18 protein-coding genes are annotated in these 15,698 nt (G+C 69.4%); 8 read left to right on the top strand and 10 right to left on the bottom strand.

What is annotated here, in order from left to right:
• Window positions 1-263 precede the first annotated feature (263 nt).
• A complete protein-coding gene (locus ACSQ1L_RS10285) occupies window positions 264-1,091 on the bottom strand; it encodes a TerC family protein (RefSeq protein ID WP_435994576.1) in 828 nt (275 codons plus the stop codon).
• A 119-nt stretch (window positions 1,092-1,210) separates the two neighbouring features.
• On the opposite strand from ACSQ1L_RS10285, the gene ACSQ1L_RS10280 reads away from it, so the two are divergent.
• Window positions 1,211-1,936, top strand: a complete 726-nt coding sequence (locus ACSQ1L_RS10280) for a TerC family protein (RefSeq protein WP_435994574.1) — start codon at window positions 1,211-1,213, stop codon at window positions 1,934-1,936.
• Between the two features lie 16 nt (window positions 1,937-1,952).
• Here ACSQ1L_RS10280 and ACSQ1L_RS10275 read toward each other — a convergent pair whose 3' ends face one another.
• Window positions 1,953-2,816 (bottom strand): endonuclease/exonuclease/phosphatase family protein, encoded by an 864-nt coding sequence (locus tag ACSQ1L_RS10275; protein WP_435994572.1) that lies wholly within the window; start codon window positions 2,814-2,816, stop codon window positions 1,953-1,955.
• Between the two features lie 256 nt (window positions 2,817-3,072).
• Here ACSQ1L_RS10275 and ACSQ1L_RS10270 point away from each other — a divergent pair, with 256 nt between their 5' ends.
• From ACSQ1L_RS10270 to ACSQ1L_RS10240, 7 genes are all read left to right on the top strand, one after another.
• Window positions 3,073-3,627 (top strand): F0F1 ATP synthase subunit delta, encoded by a 555-nt coding sequence (locus ACSQ1L_RS10270; RefSeq protein WP_435994570.1) that lies wholly within the window; start codon window positions 3,073-3,075, stop codon window positions 3,625-3,627.
• 59 nt (window positions 3,628-3,686) lie between these two features.
• Window positions 3,687-5,222, top strand: a complete 1,536-nt coding sequence (atpA, locus tag ACSQ1L_RS10265; RefSeq protein WP_435994569.1) for a F0F1 ATP synthase subunit alpha — start codon at window positions 3,687-3,689, stop codon at window positions 5,220-5,222.
• Window positions 5,223-5,254: 32 nt separating this feature from the next.
• Window positions 5,255-6,133, top strand: coding sequence for a F0F1 ATP synthase subunit gamma (locus ACSQ1L_RS10260; RefSeq protein WP_435994567.1), 879 nt, complete (start codon window positions 5,255-5,257; stop codon window positions 6,131-6,133).
• A gap of 43 nt (window positions 6,134-6,176) precedes the next feature.
• Window positions 6,177-7,730 carry a F0F1 ATP synthase subunit beta gene (atpD, locus tag ACSQ1L_RS10255; RefSeq protein ID WP_435994565.1) on the top strand — a complete coding sequence of 518 codons (1,554 nt, stop codon included), beginning with the start codon at window positions 6,177-6,179 and terminating at the stop codon, window positions 7,728-7,730.
• A 197-nt stretch (window positions 7,731-7,927) separates the two neighbouring features.
• On the top strand, window positions 7,928-8,197 hold the full coding sequence (locus tag ACSQ1L_RS10250) for an ATP synthase F1 subunit epsilon (protein ID WP_435994563.1): 270 nt from the start codon (window positions 7,928-7,930) through the stop codon (window positions 8,195-8,197).
• Between the two features lie 332 nt (window positions 8,198-8,529).
• Window positions 8,530-8,850: a DMT family transporter gene (locus ACSQ1L_RS10245; protein ID WP_435994561.1), complete on the top strand. Its 321-nt coding sequence runs from the start codon at window positions 8,530-8,532 to the stop codon at window positions 8,848-8,850.
• Window positions 8,851-8,878: 28 nt separating this feature from the next.
• Entirely contained in the window at window positions 8,879-9,124 is a 246-nt protein-coding gene (locus tag ACSQ1L_RS10240) for a DUF1272 domain-containing protein (RefSeq protein WP_435994559.1), read from the top strand.
• On the opposite strand, the gene ACSQ1L_RS10235 is transcribed toward ACSQ1L_RS10240, so the two are convergent.
• From ACSQ1L_RS10235 to ACSQ1L_RS10200, 8 genes are all read right to left on the bottom strand, one after another.
• Window positions 9,121-9,600: an RNA pyrophosphohydrolase gene (locus tag ACSQ1L_RS10235; RefSeq protein WP_435994558.1), complete on the bottom strand. Its 480-nt coding sequence runs from the start codon at window positions 9,598-9,600 to the stop codon at window positions 9,121-9,123. The two genes, ACSQ1L_RS10240 and ACSQ1L_RS10235, sit on opposite strands and share 4 nt — an antisense overlap.
• A 32-nt stretch (window positions 9,601-9,632) precedes the next feature.
• The gene (locus tag ACSQ1L_RS10230) at window positions 9,633-10,823 is read right to left on the bottom strand and encodes a divergent polysaccharide deacetylase family protein (RefSeq protein ID WP_435994597.1); all 1,191 of its coding nucleotides are present in this window, start codon (window positions 10,821-10,823) and stop codon (window positions 9,633-9,635) included.
• Between the two features lie 107 nt (window positions 10,824-10,930).
• Window positions 10,931-12,301, bottom strand: coding sequence for a S41 family peptidase (locus tag ACSQ1L_RS10225; protein WP_435994556.1), 1,371 nt, complete (start codon window positions 12,299-12,301; stop codon window positions 10,931-10,933).
• A 229-nt stretch (window positions 12,302-12,530) separates the two neighbouring features.
• On the bottom strand, window positions 12,531-13,613 hold the full coding sequence (locus tag ACSQ1L_RS10220; protein WP_435994554.1) for a murein hydrolase activator EnvC family protein: 1,083 nt from the start codon (window positions 13,611-13,613) through the stop codon (window positions 12,531-12,533).
• A gap of 109 nt (window positions 13,614-13,722) precedes the next feature.
• Entirely contained in the window at window positions 13,723-14,187 is a 465-nt protein-coding gene (gene rlmH, locus ACSQ1L_RS10215; protein ID WP_435994552.1) for a 23S rRNA (pseudouridine(1915)-N(3))-methyltransferase RlmH, read from the bottom strand.
• A gap of 9 nt (window positions 14,188-14,196) precedes the next feature.
• Window positions 14,197-14,601 carry a ribosome silencing factor gene (gene rsfS / locus ACSQ1L_RS10210; protein WP_435994550.1) on the bottom strand — a complete coding sequence of 135 codons (405 nt, stop codon included), beginning with the start codon at window positions 14,599-14,601 and terminating at the stop codon, window positions 14,197-14,199.
• A 94-nt stretch (window positions 14,602-14,695) separates the two neighbouring features.
• The gene (locus tag ACSQ1L_RS10205; RefSeq protein WP_435994595.1) at window positions 14,696-15,340 is read right to left on the bottom strand and encodes a nicotinate-nucleotide adenylyltransferase; all 645 of its coding nucleotides are present in this window, start codon (window positions 15,338-15,340) and stop codon (window positions 14,696-14,698) included.
• 136 nt (window positions 15,341-15,476) lie between these two features.
• On the bottom strand, window positions 15,477-15,659 hold the full coding sequence (locus tag ACSQ1L_RS10200; protein WP_435994548.1) for a hypothetical protein: 183 nt from the start codon (window positions 15,657-15,659) through the stop codon (window positions 15,477-15,479).
• Window positions 15,660-15,698: the final 39 nt, after the last annotated feature.

Genomic DNA, 15,698 nt, shown 5'->3' with positions numbered 1-15,698 from the left:
GACGGGATGGGCAGGAGTCTACGGCGGGTTCTTCCTGCCGCGGGAAGATTGGCTCGAGAATCTGCGATGCCGTTGAAAAGGCGGGTGAATATTTTCTGAACCCGACTATAGATCCGCGAACTGCAAGCACAGCGTCACGGCTTCCTTCTCCCCGGAGCGGAGAAGGAAGCAGGCGGCGCTCCCGTTCGCTCGCGCGGCGGACGCTCAGCGCGGTGCGGCGGGGGTGAACAGCAGCGCCAGGGCGATGGCCGCGGCGCGCATGGTCACACCCCCGGTTCGGCGGTTTCGGCCTTGTTGAGCTCCGCCTGTCGCGCCTCCAGCGCCGCGGCCTTCTTCTGCGCCGCCCTGCGGCCCATCATGTTGAGCCCCTCGACCAGGGCCGAGAAGGCCATGGCGGCGTAGATGTAGCCCTTGGGCACGTGGACGCCGAAGCCGTCGGCGATCAGCACCATGCCGATCATCAGCAGGAAGCCGAGGGCCAGCATGACGATGGTCGGGTTCTTGTCGATGAAGTCCGCCAGCGGGTCGGAGGCGACCAGCATGGCGATGACGGCGATGATCACCGCGATCATCATGATCGGCACATGATCCGTCATGCCGACGGCAGTCAGGATGGAATCGATCGAGAAGACCAGGTCCAGCAGGATGATCTGGCCGATGGCCGCCCCGACATTGTTGATGACGGCGGTCGTTTTGTTCTTCTCCAGCAGCTCGTCGCCGATGCTGGTGTCGACGGCGTGGTGGACTTCGGTCGTCGCCTTCCAGACCAGGAACAGGCCGCCGGCGATCAGGATCAGGTCGCGCCAGCTGAAGGCGGTGTCCCAGCCCGCGCCCGCGAAGCCGAGATCGAACACCGGGCGGGTCAGGCCGACGATCCAGCCGATCGTGGCCAGCAGGCCCAGGCGCATGATCAGGGCCAGACCGATGCCGATGCGGCGGGTGCGCTGGCGATGTTCCGGCGGCAGCTTGTTCGACAGGATCGAGATGAAGATCAGATTGTCGATGCCAAGCACGACCTCCATCACCACCAGGGTGATCAGGGCCGCCCAGGCGGCGGGGTCGGTCAGCAGGGCGGCAAGGCCTTCGAACATCGGGGTCGTCTCCAGAACAGCGGTGGTCCCTAGCCAGCGCGGCGTGGGTCGGCAAGTCGGACCTATGGACGAAGCGTCGCGGCCCTTCGTATAGAGTGCGGAGCGCCGGAGGACGATCCATGCTCGAACTGATCACCATGGAGGCCCTGACCAGCCTTCTGGCCCTGACCTTCCTCGAGATCGTGCTCGGGATCGACAATATCGTCTTCCTTGCCGTGGCGGTGGCGCGCCTGCCGGCCGACGAACAGGGCCGTGCCCGCCAGATCGGCCTGTGGATGGCCATGGTCATGCGCATCGTCATGCTGGGCGGGCTGGCGCTGCTGACCCACATGGAGGCGTCGCTGTTCAGCGCGTTCGGCCACGACTTCACCATAGAGAGCCTGGTGCTGATCGCCGGCGGCCTGTTCCTGCTGGCCAAGGGGACCATGGAGGTCCACCACTCGGTCGAGGGCGAGCACGACGTCAACACCGTGGTGGGCAAGGCCTCCAGCATCGGGGCCGTGCTGGCCCAGATCGCCGTCATCAACGTGGTCTTCTCGCTAGACAGCGTCATCACCGCCGTCGGCATGACCTCGATCATCTGGGTGATGGTCGCCGCGGTGGTGCTGTCGACCCTGGTGATGCTGGTCGCCGCCCGGCCGGTGGCGAACTTCATCGAGAAGGCGCCGACCACCAAGATCCTCGCGCTGAGCTTCATCCTGCTGGTCGGGGTGGCGCTGGTCGCCGACGGCTTCGGCTTCCACATCCCGCGCGGCTATCTCTACTTCGCCATCGCCTTCTCGCTCGGCGTCGAGCTGCTGAACCAGACCTATCACCGCAACCGGGCGAAGAACGCGGTCCACTGACCAGACCGCGTTCGCGTCAGGGCGCGGCCGGGACCAGGTCCGCGACGACCGGGAAATGGTCTGAGATCACCCGGCCGCCGAACGAATGGGTGAGCACCCCGAACCGCTCCACGGCCAGGCCGGGGCCGACGAAGACATGATCGATGGCCACGCCCTCGTTGTCGGCGGCGATGTCGAAGGCGTTGAAGGTGCCGGCGGGGCCGAAGTCGATCGGGCTGATGGCCCGGGCGTCGCGCAGGCCGGAGGCGACGATGCGCTGGTAGGGGGCCGTCCCGGGGCCGGTGTTGAAGTCGCCCATCAGCACGATGTCGGCCGCCGCGCCCTCGACTTCAGCCGGGGCGAGGCCGGAGACCAGTTCGGCGCACTGCTCGCGGGCCACGACGCCGACATGGTCGAAATGGGTGTTGCGGACGTCGAGGACCCGGCCGTCGCGGCGGTCGCGCAGCAGCACCCGGGTGATGGTGCGCGGATAGGCGGCGTCCCAGCCTTTCGACGGGCGGTCCGGCGTGGGCGAACACCACAGGGTCTCGGCCCGCAGACGCTCGTAGCGGTCGCGGCGCCAGAACAGGGTCGCGCTCTCGCCGACCAGGCCGTCGTCGCGACCGAGGCCGTAGTGATCCAGGGCCGGCAGCTGTTCAGCCAGATACTCGACCTGATGCGGCAGCGCCTCCTGCAGGCCGAGCAGGTCGGGGTCGAGGAAGGCGATCTGGTCGGCCATGTGCGGGCTCCGCTCGCTCCACAGCGGATTGTCGGACGGGCCGTCGAAGCGGATGTTGTAGCTCATCACCCGGAAGGAGGCCGGGTCGCCCGCCAGGGCGGCGGGCGCGGTGGCCAGCACGGCGACGGCTAGAAGGGTGGAGAGGGTGCGGGTGAGGATCATGGCGGGGCTCCGGGCGGATCGGCCGGGCCAGTCTTCGCCTCCCGACCCCGTGTCGCCACGTCAATTCGCGTTACGCTGCGGCGGACCGCCTCGGTTGCGGTCGGGGGGTTACGGTGCTATCAGGCGCCCGGCTGAGCCGGAGGGCGCGTCGCAAGACGTTTCACCGGCGTGCTTTCTTCAAGCATTTCAGGCCTTTGACCGGCGCGCACTCCGCCGCCGGTCGACAACCCGAACGCTAACCCGCGCGGACCATACAGTGGCTGACGATTACAGGACGACGGAAGTCGGCGAGCGCTATGCACAGGCGCTGTTCGACCTCGCTGACGAGACGGGCGTCCTCGACGCCGTGCGCGCCGATCTGAAGTCGCTGCGCGCCGCGTGGAACGACAGCGCGGACCTGCGCCGGCTGGCCACCTCGCCGGTGATCGCCGCCGAGGACCAGCAGAAAGGTCTCGTGGCCATCGCCGATGCGGCGAAGTTCAACGGCGTGACGCGCAACTTCCTCGGCCTCCTGGGCCAGAACGGCCGCTCGGGCGACCTGCCGGGCGTGATCGCCGGCTTTGAAGCCCTGTACGCGAAGAAGACCGGCGTGGTCGCCGCCGAGGTGGTTTCGGCCCAGGCCCTGAGCGCCGCGCAGATGAAGTCCATCCAGTCGGCCCTGCGCGCCTCACTGGGCAAGGACCCGGAAATGACCGCCCGCGTCGATCCGTCGATCCTGGGCGGCCTCAAGGTCAAGGTGGGGTCGAAGCTGTTCGACGCCTCGCTGAAGACCAAGCTCGACCAGATGAAGTTCGCCCTCAAACGGGCCTGACCCCAACACTCGCGGCTCCGACGGGGTCGCGCTGACAAGACGAAAACAGAGAGCCTGTCATGGACATCCGCGCCGCCGAAATCTCGGCCATCCTCAAGTCGCAGATCGCCAACTTCGGCGTCGAGGCCGACGTGTCCGACGTCGGCCAGGTGCTGTCGGTCGGCGACGGCATCGCGCGCATCCACGGTCTGGACAACGTCCAGGCCGGCGAGATGATCGAATTCCCCAAGGCCGGCGTGAAGGGCATGGCCCTGAACCTCGAGCGCGACAACGTCGGCGCCGTGATCTTCGGCCAGGACAACCAGATCGCCGAGGGCGACGAGGTCCGCCGCCTCGGCGAGATCGTGGACGTTCCGGTCGGCAAGGGCCTGCTGGGCCGCGTCGTCAACCCGCTGGGCGAGCCGATCGACGGCAAGGGCCCGATCCAGTTCACCGAGCGCCGCCGCGTCGACGTCAAGGCCCCGGGCATCATCCCGCGCAAGTCGGTGCACGAGCCGATGCAGACCGGCCTGAAGGCCATCGACACCCTGATCCCGATCGGCCGCGGCCAGCGCGAACTGATCATCGGCGACCGTCAGGTCGGCAAGACCGCCGTCGCCATCGACACCATCCTGAACCAGAAGAGCACCAACGCCGCCGCCAAGAGCGAAGGCGAGAAGCTGTACTGCATCTACGTCGCCATCGGCCAGAAGCGCTCGACCGTGGCCCAGATCGTCAAGACGCTCGAGGAGCGCGGCGCCCTGGACTACACCATCGTCGTCGCCGCCACGGCCTCGGAGCCGGCCCCGCTGCAGTTCCTGGCCCCGTTCTCGGGCACGGCCATGGGCGAGTTCTTCCGCGACAACGGCATGCACGCCCTGATCGTCTATGACGACCTGTCCAAGCAGGCCGTGGCGTACCGCCAGATGTCGCTGCTGCTGCGCCGCCCGCCGGGCCGCGAAGCCTATCCGGGCGACGTCTTCTACCTGCACAGCCGCCTGCTGGAGCGTTCGGCCAAGCTGAACGGCGACTACGGCTCGGGCTCGATGACCGCCCTGCCGCTGATCGAGACCCAGGCCAACGACGTCTCGGCCTATATCCCCACGAACGTGATCTCGATCACCGACGGCCAGATCTTCCTCGAGTCCGACCTGTTCTACCAAGGCATCCGCCCGGCCGTGAACGTCGGCATCTCGGTGTCGCGCGTGGGCTCCTCGGCCCAGACGAAGGCGATGAAGAAGGTCGCCGGCTCGATCAAGGGTGAGCTGGCCCAGTATCGGGAAATGGCCGCCTTCGCCAAGTTCGGCTCGGACCTCGACGCCTCCACCCAGAAGCTGCTGGCCCGCGGCGCGCGCCTGACCGAGCTGCTGAAGCAGCCGCAGTACTCGCCGCTGACCATGGAAGAGCAGGTCGTGTCGGTCTACGCCGGCACCCGCGGCTACCTCGACGGCATCGCGGTCGGCGACATCGGCCGCTTCGAGAGCGAGCTGCTGGCCCGCATCAAGTCGTCGAACGCCGGCCTGCTGGACGGCATCCGCGCCAAGAAGGATCTGACGCCGGAGCTCGAGACCGAGCTGAAGTCGGTGTTGGACGCCTTCCTCAAGACGTTCGCCTGAGCCCTGACCGGATAGCGAGAGAGTAGCGCCGGATGGCCAGCCTCAAGGAAATGCGCAATCGGATCGGAAGCGTGAAGTCCACGCAGAAGATCACGAAGGCCCTGAACATGGTCGCCGCGGCCAAGCTGAAGCGCGCCCAGGAACAGGCCGAGAGCGCCCGCCCCTATGCGAAGAAGATGGCGGCGGTGATCGCCAACCTGGCGGCGGGCGTGTCGGGCGACGGCGCGCCGAAGCTGCTGGCCGGCACCGGCCGTGACCAGAAGCACCTGATCGTCGTCGCCACCGGCGACAAGGGTCTGGCGGGCGGCTTCAACACCAACGTCATCCGGGCCGCCCGCGAGCGCATCAAGGAACTGATCGCCAACGGCAAGGACGTGCGGATCATCGCCGTGGGCCGCAAGGTCCGCGACGGCCTGGCCCGTCTCTACGGCGACCGCCTCGTGCGCACCTTCGAGATGTCGGACCACAAGGTCATCGGCCTGCCGGCGGCGGAGCCGGTCGCGGCCCTGATCGCCGAGGAGTTCGAGGCCGGAAACGCCGACGTCGTGACCCTGTTCTACAGCCGCTTCCAGTCGGTCATCTCGCAGGTGCCGACGCCGAAGCAGCTGATCCCGGCGGTCGTCGACGGCGACGCCGCCCCGATCGACCTGAACGGCGCGGTCTACGACTACGAGCCCTCGGAAGAGGAAATTCTCGAAACCCTGCTGCCGCGCAACATCACGACCCAGGTGCTGGCCGCCCTGTACGAGAACCAGGCCAGCTTCTTCGGGGCCCAGATGGGCGCCATGGACAACGCCACGCGCAACGCGGGCGACCTGATCAACAGCCTGACCCTGCAGTACAACCGCAAGCGCCAGGCCCAGATCACCACCGAACTGATCGAGATCATCGCCGGCGCCGAAGCGCTCTGATCCGACCCTTGCACAGACACGACCTTCCGAACGGAACGAACCGATGACCGACACCGCCGCCCCCAAGAAAACCGCCGCCCGCAAGCCCGCCGCGCCCAAGGCCCCGAAGGCCGCCGCCGCGACCGGCAACGCCGTCGTCACCGCCGGCACCGGCGTGGGCCGGATCGCCCAGGTCATCGGCGCCGTCGTCGACGTCGAGTTCGACGGCCAGCTGCCGGCGATCCTGAACGCCCTGGAGACGCAGAACGTCGATCAGAAGACCGGCCAGCCCTTCACCCTCGTTCTCGAGGTCGCCCAGCACCTCGGCGAGAACATGGTCCGCACCATCGCCATGGACACCTCGGAAGGCCTGACCCGCGGCCAGCCGGTGACCGACACGGGCGCCTCGATCCTGGCGCCGGTCGGCCCGGGCACCCTGGGCCGCATCATGAACGTCGTCGGCGCGCCGATCGACGAGCAGGGCCCGATCAAGACCACCATGTACCGGCCGATCCACCGCGAAGCCCCGAGCTTCGAGGAGCAGTCGACCTCGTCGGAAATCCTCGTCACCGGCATCAAGGTCATCGACCTGATGTGCCCCTACACCAAGGGCGGCAAGATCGGCCTGTTCGGCGGCGCCGGCGTGGGCAAGACCGTGACCATGCAGGAGCTGATCAACAACATCGCCAAGGCGTACGGCGGTTATTCGGTTCTGGCCGGCGTGGGCGAGCGCACCCGCGAGGGCAACGACCTGTATCACGAGATGATCGAGTCCAACGTCAACGTTGACCCGACCAAGAACAACGGCTCGACCGAGGGCTCCAAGTGCGCCCTGGTCTACGGCCAGATGAACGAGCCCCCCGGCGCCCGCGCCCGCGTCGCCCTGACCGGCCTGGCCCAGGCCGAGTACTTCCGCGACGAGGAAGGCAAGGACGTGCTGCTGTTCGTCGACAACATCTTCCGCTTCACCCAGGCCGGTTCGGAAGTGTCCGCCCTGCTGGGCCGCATCCCGTCGGCCGTGGGATATCAGCCGACCCTGGCCACCGAGATGGGCAACCTGCAGGAGCGCATCACCTCGACCAAGAAGGGCTCGATCACCTCGGTGCAGGCCATCTACGTGCCCGCCGACGACCTGACCGACCCGGCCCCCGCCGCCTCGTTCGCCCACCTCGACGCCACCACCGTTCTGTCGCGCGACATCGCCGCCCAGGCCATCTTCCCGGCCGTGGACCCGCTGGACTCGACCTCGCGGATCATGGACCCGCTGGTCATCGGCGACGAACACTACCTGGTCGCCCGTTCGGTTCAGGAAGTGCTGCAGCAGTACAAGGCGCTGAAGGACATCATCGCCATCCTGGGCATGGACGAGCTGTCGGAAGAGGACAAGCTGATCGTCTCGCGCGCCCGCAAGATCCAGCGCTTCCTGTCGCAGCCGTTCTTCGTGGCCGAGCAGTTCACCAACGCCCCGGGCAAGTTCGTCTCGCTGGAAGACACGATCCGCTCGTTCAAGGGCATCGTGGCCGGCGAATACGACCACCTGCCGGAAGCCGCCTTCTACATGGTCGGCGCCATCGAGGAAGCCGTCGAGAAGGCCCAGAAGCTGGCCGAGGCGGCCTGATGAAGGGGGAGTCGGCCGAGGTGCTCTCGGCTCGACTCCACGGCCTCATTGAGGGCAAGACGATAAAGTCTGCCCGGTACGAGGAACGTGAGCTGTTCATCGAATTCACCGATGGCACTCGCATGTTCGTCGACGGGAGAGACGACAGGATGATCGACGTTTCGATTACCTGACCGACTGGATAGGGATTGGCTGACATGGCCGGTAAACTGAACTTTTCCCTCGTCTCGCCTGAGCGCGAGGTCTTCAATGGCCTCGTCGACCAGGTCGATGCGCCGGGCGTCGAGGGCGACTTCGGCGTCCTGGCCGACCACGCCCCCTTCATGACGGCGCTGCGCGAAGGCGTGGTCACCGTCATCGACGGCGGCTCGCGGCGTCAGTTCGAGGTTCACGGCGGGTTCGCCGACGTGACCCCGGCCGGCCTGACCATCCTGGCCGAACAGGCCTCGGAAGTGGCCGCGGCGTAGAATCCGTTTGTCATCCCGGACGCGGCGCAGCCGTGATCCGGGACGCGTCCGCTTCGACAATCTGGCCTCCCGGAAGGCGCAGCCTGTCCGGGAGACAGCCTGAAGCCAGTCGTCTCCCGGTTCAGCTCTGCGAGCTGCCCGGGAGTTTTCGTTTCTGAAGCCGGGCCGTCCCGGCTCTTCGCTTCGCTTCGGCCGGGATGACAAGGCCGCCGCGCTTGACCTCGGGGCCGGAGGTCCTAGATAGCCCTTCCCAAGACGAGGCCACGTCCTCGCCCCGCCGCAGCGGGCCAAGTCCGGGACGGCCCGGCCCTTTGCAAGGAGGGCCGCGCCCTATGGCCTGGACCTATCTGATCATCGCCGGACTGCTGGAAATCGTCTGGGCGTATTTCATGAAGCAGTCGGTCGGGTTCACCCGGCTGTGGCCGAGCGTGGCGACGCTGGGCTTCATGGCGGTGAGCTTCGCCCTGCTGTCGCTGGCCATGAAGTCGCTGCCGATGGGCACGGCCTATGTGGTGTGGACCGGCATCGGCGCGGTCGGGGCCTTTGTGGTCGGCGTGGTCTTCCTGCAGGAGCACCTCAGTCCCCTCAGGGTGCTGGCGGCCCTGCTGGTGCTGACGGGGCTGGTGCTGTTCCGGCTGGCGCCGACGCAATGACGGTGTAGCCTCGGGTCAGGAGGCGCCCATGCTCGAACTCAGACCCAATTGCGAATGCTGTGATCGCGACCTGCCGTTCGACAGCACCGAGGCCCGCATCTGCACCTTCGAATGCACCTTCTGCGCCGATTGCGTGGAGGGGACGCTGAAGGGCGTCTGCCCCAACTGCGGCGGCGGCTTCGTCCCCCGGCCGATCCGGCCGGCGCGGCTGATCGCGAAATATCCGGCGTCGACAAAGCGGGTGCTGAAGCCGCAAGGCTGCCCGGCGGCCTAGACCACCAGCGGCGCGAACGCCGCCACCACCTGTTCGTAGGCCTTGCGCTTGAAGGGGACGATCAGGTCGGGGGCCTCGTCGAGCCGACCCCAGCGCCAGGTGTCGAACTCGATGTCGCCGTGGGTTTCGAGATCGATCTCGGACTCGTCGCCGGTGAAGCGGAAGGCGAACCATTTCTGCTTCTGGCCGGCGAAGCCGCGCGCCTGCTTGGTTCCGCCGTAGTCGGCCGGGAAGGCGTAGGCGATCCATTCCCCGGTCTGGGCCAGGAGGTCGACCGACACGACGCCTGTCTCCTCGGCCAGTTCGCGGCGGGCGGCGGTCTCATAATCCTCGCCGTCGTCGATGCCGCCCTGCGGGAATTGCCAATTCCACGGCCCCGGCGTGGCCGCGCGGCGGCCGTACCAGACCCGGCCGTCGGGATGGAACAGCACGACGCCGACGTTCGGGCGATAGAGGGAGAGGTCCGGCTCGGCCATGGCGGTCCCTTAGCGGCGCAACCGGCCCTTATCTACCGTCCGGGGCGGCTCGCCAGCGCGCTCGCCGGAGCCAGTTGCAGGCCCCGGGCGTCGAGGCCGGCGGTCCAACGGGCTGCGGCCTCGACCGTGACCGGATAGCTGAAGCCTGTGCCCAGCGCCTGACCACGGGCCTTGGCCAGGGCCTCGAGGGCGTTGAGCTGGCCCATGATGGCGGCCGGCGACTGCTGCTGGTCGACGATGCGATTGGCGCTGGCGCGCGCCCAGGCTCCGGGGCGGCGGCTCATGGAGCCGTCGTCGAGGAAGGCGACGCCGCGCTGGCGCAGCACGGCCATGAAGGCGGTCACGCCCTCGTCCGAGGTGATGAACCGGTCGCCGAGATAGTTGGTGACGCCGAAATAGCCGGTGGCGCGGCCCAGCAGCCAGTTCATCTTGGCCTGGATGTCCGCGGGCTCCGCATCAGCCAGCAGGGTGTAGGGGCCGGGGTCGTTGTTCGGATAGCCGGTCGGCTCCATCGGCATTTCCAGCATGACCTCGTGACCCTGGGCGCGGGCCAGGTCGATCCAGCCCTGCAGGCCCTCTGCATAGGGCACGAAGCTGAGGGTGACCTCGGCCGGCAGGCGTTCGATCGCGGCGCGGGTGGTGACGGCGTTGAGGCCGAGGCCGCCGACGATCAGGGCGACCCGGGGGTTGCCGTTGGAGACGAAGGGGCGGGCGTAGGCCTGGGCGGGAACCCGGCCATCCGTGGCGATGCGCGGCAGGGGGCCGTCGGGGCCGGGCTGGCTGAGGCCGGCGATGGGAGCCGCCGGCAGGGGGCGGGCGGCGACGCGGGGCGCGGTGACCGGCGCGCCCGGACCCGAGACGGTGGCGCCGTCGGGAAGGGTGATCACCGCCTGGCCCAGAAGAGTCGGGTCGCCGTCGGCGGTCAGGTCCTGATAGAGGCCGGAGCCGTCCAGCGAGAAGGCTTCCATGCCGGTGGGGACCGGGGTCTCGGCGGCGGTCGGGCGGTTCAGGGCGACGCGAGCCGAGGGAGCGCCGGCGCGGGGATCGCCCAGCACGGTGACGAACAGGGCGGCCGCGCCGAGCAACAGCACCCCGGCGCCGGCGACCGCGACCGGCGGCTTCCTCAGCACGCGGAGCATGGGGGCGAAGGCTTCGGCCACGGAGCGGCGGGCGGGCGGAGCGCCCGCGGTGGCGGCGAGGACGGACTGGCGCTTGGCGAACATGGGCAAGGAACTGGGCGCTCGAACGGAGTCCGCGGAACGGACGCCTACCGGGCCACAGTGGCGGGCGTCGGTTAAGAAAGCCTAACGCGCCGTTAGCTATGCCGGACTCAGTTTTCGGGCGCCGCCTCGGGTTCGGCGGCGGCCATGGCCGTGCCGGGCGCTGTGACCACGATCCCCTCGGGCGCGGCCGCCAGCCGGGTCAGGCTTCCACCGGCGCGCAGCACGTCGAAGGCGCGCTCCAGCTGGTAGTCCTTCTCCTTGTCGTAGGTCTCGCCCGGGGCCTCGTGCGGGGTGTGCGGTCCCTTGCGCTCGGCCCCGATGGAGGCGTCCAGGGCGGTGGCGTAGGCGGCCTCGGAATAGATGAAGTTCGAGCGCGACACGATGCGCGCCTCGGCCTCGGAGCGGGCCACCTCGAGGTCCGGCTCGATGCCGATCTTCTGGATCGAGTCGCCCGAGGGCGTGTAGTAGCGCGCCGTGGTGATCGACAGGGCCCCGTCGGCCCCGCCGCGCAGCGGAATGACGCTCTGCACCGAGCCCTTGCCGAAGCTGGTCAGGCCGACGAGCGTGGCCCGCTGGTGGTCCTTGAGGGCCCCGGCCACGATCTCCGACGCCGAGGCCGAGCCGTAGTTGATCAGCACCACCACCGGCAGGCCGCCGGTCAGGTCGCCCGGCTTGGCGGTGTAGCGGATGATCTGCTCGGGGCGGCGGCCGCGCTGGCTGACGATCTCGCCGCGCTCGAGGAAGGCGTCGGACACGGCGATGGCCGCGTCGAGCAGGCCGCCGCCGTTGTTGCGCAGGTCGAGGACGTAGCCCTTGAGGGCCGGGTTCTCGGTCTTGAGGCGGGCGATCGTCTCGTCCAGTTCGCGCCCGGTGTTCTCGTTGAAGGTCGAGACGCGCAGCACGCCGAAGTCGCCCTCGACACGGCCGGTGACGGAGTCGATCTTGATGATCTCGCGGGTCAGGGTGACCTCGCGCGGCTCCTCGCCGTCGCGCAGGAAAGTGACCTTGACCGAGGTGCCGGCCGCGCCGCGCAGCTTTTCGGAGACCTGGCTGACGGTCAGGCCGGTCGAGTTCTGGCCCTCGATGGCCGAGATGACGTCGCCGGCCTGGACGCCGGAGCGGGCGGCCGGGCCGCCGTCCATGGGCGAGATGACCTTCACCAGCCCGCCCTCGGACGAGATGGTCAGGCCGACGCCGGAATACTGGCCCTCGGTGCGCTCGCGCAGCTCGCCGTAGGCCTTGAGCGGCAGGTAGGAGGAGTGGGGGTCGAGCGCGCCCATCATGCCCTGCAGGGCGGCCTCGATCAGCTTCTTGTCGTCGACGGGCACGACGTAGTCGCGCTCGACCGTGGCCAGGGCGTCGCCGAACAGGCCGATCAGGCGGAAGGCCTCGTTGCGCGGCGTCTGTCCGGCGGTCGTGGCGGCGCCCAGTCCGACCACGGTGGCGGCGGCGGCGCCGATCATCAGCAACTTGCGCATACGGTCTTTTCTTCCAGCGGGCCGGAGAGGCGGCCTGAACATCTACAACTACGGGACTTCCGGCGACCAAATCGTGGCCGATCGACGGTCGGTCGATAAAATCAGCGTCATCAGGGGATTGAAAGTGGATTCGCCGGCGAGGGGCGAGGGAAGGGGGATCAGGGATTGGCAGGGCGTTGGATCTGACGGGGCGCACTCACTTTCGATCCCTAATCCCTAATCCTTTCCCTCACCTGAGCCATGGCGCCGGATCGACCGGGCGCTCCTCGCGACGCAGATCGAAGCCGACCTCGCCGTCCCGCCCGGCGCGGCCCAGCGCCTGTCCGTCGGCGACGCGGTCGCCGCTCTCGACCGAGACCTCGTCGAGGCCGGAGATCACGGCCCGCCAGCCCGGTCCGAGGTCGAGGATCACCACCCGGCCCCAGCCCTCCAGCGGACCGGTCCAGGCCACCCGCCCGGCCGCGGGGGCGCGGGCCTCGAGGTCGTCGCCGCGCCAGCGCCAGCCGCTGGCCCCGTCGCCGAAGCGGATCGAGGGCGCGCCCTCGACGGGCGGGGTCAGACGGTCGCGGCCGGCGGGCCGGCGGGCGGTCACGGAGGCGACGTCGGCGTTGATCGCCGGGACGGTCCCGCCGAGGACGCGCAGCCGGGCTTCGAGCGCACGGGCCGCCCGTTCGGCCGTGCCGGCCTCGGCCCGGAGGATGGCACGGAGCCGGGTCTGGCGCGCCACGATGGCCTCGGCGCGGGCGCGGCGGTCGCCCTGGGCGCTTTCGGCGGTGAACAGGGCCTCGCTGCCGAGGGCGGCGCGCCGGCGGATCCGCGTGATCTCGAGCTGGCGGTCGGCGAGCGGACGGGCGCGGGCCTGAAGCTCGGGGGCGATGGCCTTCATCAGGATGGCGGCGCGGACGGTGTCGACGGCCTTGTCGGCGGGGACCAGCAGCGGCGGCGGCGGGCGGCGGCTCATCATCTGCAACGCGGACAGCAGCCGGGCCTGGCGGCCGCGCGCCTGCGACAGCTGCGCCACCAGGGCCGCCTCGCGCTCGCTGAGACTGCGCAGCCGGGCCCGCTGGGCGGCGATGACCCGGTCGCCGGCGGCGACATCGATCCCCAGCGCGGCCAGCTGCCGCTCGACCCGGGCGATCTCGGCGTCGGCCTCGGCCGCCTCGGCGCGCAGCCGCAGGGCCCGGGCGCGCTCGTCGCGGAACTCGGCCTGCAGCCGGGCGATCTCGCCCGGACCGGGTCTGGCCTGCGGCGCGGCGGCGGCCACGGGCAGGGCGGTCAGGACGAGCAGCAGGGCGAGGCCGGCGCGTTGCATGGGACCATTTTGCTTCGGATTGAAGCCAATCCGAATCCAAAAATGGTCCGGCATGATTCTGGAGCGAATATCTGAGTTCAGATGCGATCGCATCTGAACCGATTTCGCTCTAGTCGCGATGATACGGCGATCCGGCCAGGATGGTCACGGCCCGATACAGCTGTTCGGCCAGCATCGCCCGGGCCAGCGCGTGCGGCCAGGTCTGCGGCCCGAAGGCGAGGGTCGAGGCGGCGGCGGCGCGGACGCTGTCGTCGAGCCCGTCGGCCCCGCCGATGGCGAAGACCAGCCGCCGCTCGCCGCGGTCGCGCAGCATCGCGACGTGGTCGGCGAAGGCGCGGCTGGAGAAGGTCTTGCCGCGTTCGTCGCAGGCGATCAGATGGGCCCCCTCGGCGGCCTTGAGGATCAGTTCGGCCTCGGCCGCCTTGCCCGTCTTGCGGGCTTCCAGATCGACCAATTCGAGAGGGCCGAGGCCGAGCGCCCGGCCGGCGAGGGTCGCGCGTTCGGCGTAGTCGGCGGCCAGCGTCGCCTCGGGGCCGCGCCCCGGCTTGCCGATGGCGATGACGGCCAGCTTCATGGGGTCAGGTCAGGCGCGGGCGTCGACGCGGTGGCCGCTCTCGACCGACCAGATCTTCTCGATGTTGTAGAAGGCGCGGACTTCCGGGCGGAACAGGTGGACGATGACGTCGCCCGCGTCGAGCAGCACCCAGTCGCAGTGCGGCAGACCCGAGACCTTGACCTTGCCGAGACCCTGCTCCTTCAGCGTGCGCTGCAGGTGGTCGGCCAGGGCGCCCACGTGGCGATGCGAACGCCCGGAGGCGATGATCATGGTGTCGGCCATGGGGCTTTTGCCCTTCAGGTCGATGAGGACGATGTCCTGCGCCTTGTCCTCGTCGAGGCGCGTCAGGACAGCCTGTTCCAGAACCGTGGAGCCGACGGGGAGAGGGGCCTGCGGACCGTCTTCGGAATGGATGGGTTCGATGGGATCCATCTCGTGCGCCGTGTTCGAGACGGCGCTGTCTTGCGCATCGTGCGCGGGCGAGGGGGTCAGCGGAGGGCTCCGGGGAGATTACTAAAGCGGCAACCTAGCACAAACCCGCCGGGGCGTCACGCGCCTGCCCGGGCGGCGCCGTTTCCGCACGGGCCGCCGCCCTCAGGGCCGTGGACGAGCGGTGGTTCAGCGGCGCCGTCAGATAGGTCCAGGCCGGGGCCTCGAGGCGCGGCAGCAGGCCGGCGTGCGAGGCCGGGACGCGGGCGGCGGCGAAGCGGGCGGCGGCGGGGGCGGTGCGGCTGTCCAGTTCGGAGCCGGGTCGGGCGATCACCGCCACCGGCATCATCCGCATGATGTCGGTCCAGCCGCGCCAGCGGTGGAAGGTGGCCAGGTTGTCGGAGCCCATCAGCCAGACGAAATGCACGCCGGGATGGCGGGCGGTCAGGGTCCGCAGGGTGTCGATCGTCCGTCGCGTCCCGACCCGGCTCTCGAAATCGGAGACGATCATGGCCGGTCCGGCGGCGGCGTGGGCGGCGGCGACGCGGGCCGAGGCCATGCGGTCGGCCAGCGGGGCGGTGTCGCGGGGGTCCTTCAGGGGGTTCTGCGGCGAGACCAGCCAGACGACACGGTCGAGGTCGAGCCGGCGCAGGGCGGTTTCGGCGACATGGGCGTGGCCGTCGTGGGCCGGATTGAACGAGCCGCCGAAGATGCCGACCTTCATGCCGGGCTGGAGATCCAGGCCATCGCGCAGCGCGCCCCGGCGGGGGCCAAACACCCTGGGCGCGGGACCGGCGTGGAAGAAGGACAAGGCGGGGGCTCGCGCGACTTATGCTCACGAGGGAGCTAACACGGCCGGACCCCGGTGTCGCGGGCGTTCAGCCGGATTGTTTCTTGAAGGTGTCGCCCACCTCGGTGGCGTCCGGGCCGTCGGGACCGGCGCTCTTCTTCTCGCGTTCCGCGTTGCGCTTCACCGCCGCGTCGGATGTCGACGCATCGGGCCGGCCGAGCGGAATGGCGCCGTTGTCATCGCGGCCGGGGGTCTGGATCTTGTCGCTCATGGCGGGCTCCTTTCGAACGGAAAGGAGCGGGGTGCGTCG

This window comes from Brevundimonas sp. LjRoot202 (genome assembly GCF_964253355.1).
Lineage (GTDB): Bacteria > Pseudomonadota > Alphaproteobacteria > Caulobacterales > Caulobacteraceae > Brevundimonas.
Note: the sequence above shows the minus strand (reverse complement) of the source record. Positions and strands in the feature narration are given on the sequence as shown.

What these genes read in the sequence shown, in the direction of transcription:
- ACSQ1L_RS10285 (WP_435994576.1), bottom strand. Translation starts at nt 1,091, where the DNA reads ATGTTCGAAGGCCTTGCCGCCCTGCTGACCGACCCCGCCGCCTGGGCG.
- ACSQ1L_RS10280 (WP_435994574.1), top strand. Translation starts at nt 1,211, where the DNA reads ATGCTCGAACTGATCACCATGGAGGCCCTGACCAGCCTTCTGGCCCTG.
- ACSQ1L_RS10275 (WP_435994572.1), bottom strand. Translation starts at nt 2,816, where the DNA reads ATGATCCTCACCCGCACCCTCTCCACCCTTCTAGCCGTCGCCGTGCTG.
- atpA (WP_435994569.1), top strand. Translation starts at nt 3,687, where the DNA reads ATGGACATCCGCGCCGCCGAAATCTCGGCCATCCTCAAGTCGCAGATC.
- ACSQ1L_RS10260 (WP_435994567.1), top strand. Translation starts at nt 5,255, where the DNA reads ATGGCCAGCCTCAAGGAAATGCGCAATCGGATCGGAAGCGTGAAGTCC.
- atpD (WP_435994565.1), top strand. Translation starts at nt 6,177, where the DNA reads ATGACCGACACCGCCGCCCCCAAGAAAACCGCCGCCCGCAAGCCCGCC.
- ACSQ1L_RS10250 (WP_435994563.1), top strand. Translation starts at nt 7,928, where the DNA reads ATGGCCGGTAAACTGAACTTTTCCCTCGTCTCGCCTGAGCGCGAGGTC.
- ACSQ1L_RS10245 (WP_435994561.1), top strand. Translation starts at nt 8,530, where the DNA reads ATGGCCTGGACCTATCTGATCATCGCCGGACTGCTGGAAATCGTCTGG.
- ACSQ1L_RS10240 (WP_435994559.1), top strand. Translation starts at nt 8,879, where the DNA reads ATGCTCGAACTCAGACCCAATTGCGAATGCTGTGATCGCGACCTGCCG.
- ACSQ1L_RS10235 (WP_435994558.1), bottom strand. Translation starts at nt 9,600, where the DNA reads ATGGCCGAGCCGGACCTCTCCCTCTATCGCCCGAACGTCGGCGTCGTG.
- ACSQ1L_RS10230 (WP_435994597.1), bottom strand. Translation starts at nt 10,823, where the DNA reads ATGTTCGCCAAGCGCCAGTCCGTCCTCGCCGCCACCGCGGGCGCTCCG.
- ACSQ1L_RS10225 (WP_435994556.1), bottom strand. Translation starts at nt 12,301, where the DNA reads ATGCGCAAGTTGCTGATGATCGGCGCCGCCGCCGCCACCGTGGTCGGA.
- ACSQ1L_RS10220 (WP_435994554.1), bottom strand. Translation starts at nt 13,613, where the DNA reads ATGCAACGCGCCGGCCTCGCCCTGCTGCTCGTCCTGACCGCCCTGCCC.
- rlmH (WP_435994552.1), bottom strand. Translation starts at nt 14,187, where the DNA reads ATGAAGCTGGCCGTCATCGCCATCGGCAAGCCGGGGCGCGGCCCCGAG.
- rsfS (WP_435994550.1), bottom strand. Translation starts at nt 14,601, where the DNA reads ATGGATCCCATCGAACCCATCCATTCCGAAGACGGTCCGCAGGCCCCT.
- ACSQ1L_RS10200 (WP_435994548.1), bottom strand. Translation starts at nt 15,659, where the DNA reads ATGAGCGACAAGATCCAGACCCCCGGCCGCGATGACAACGGCGCCATT.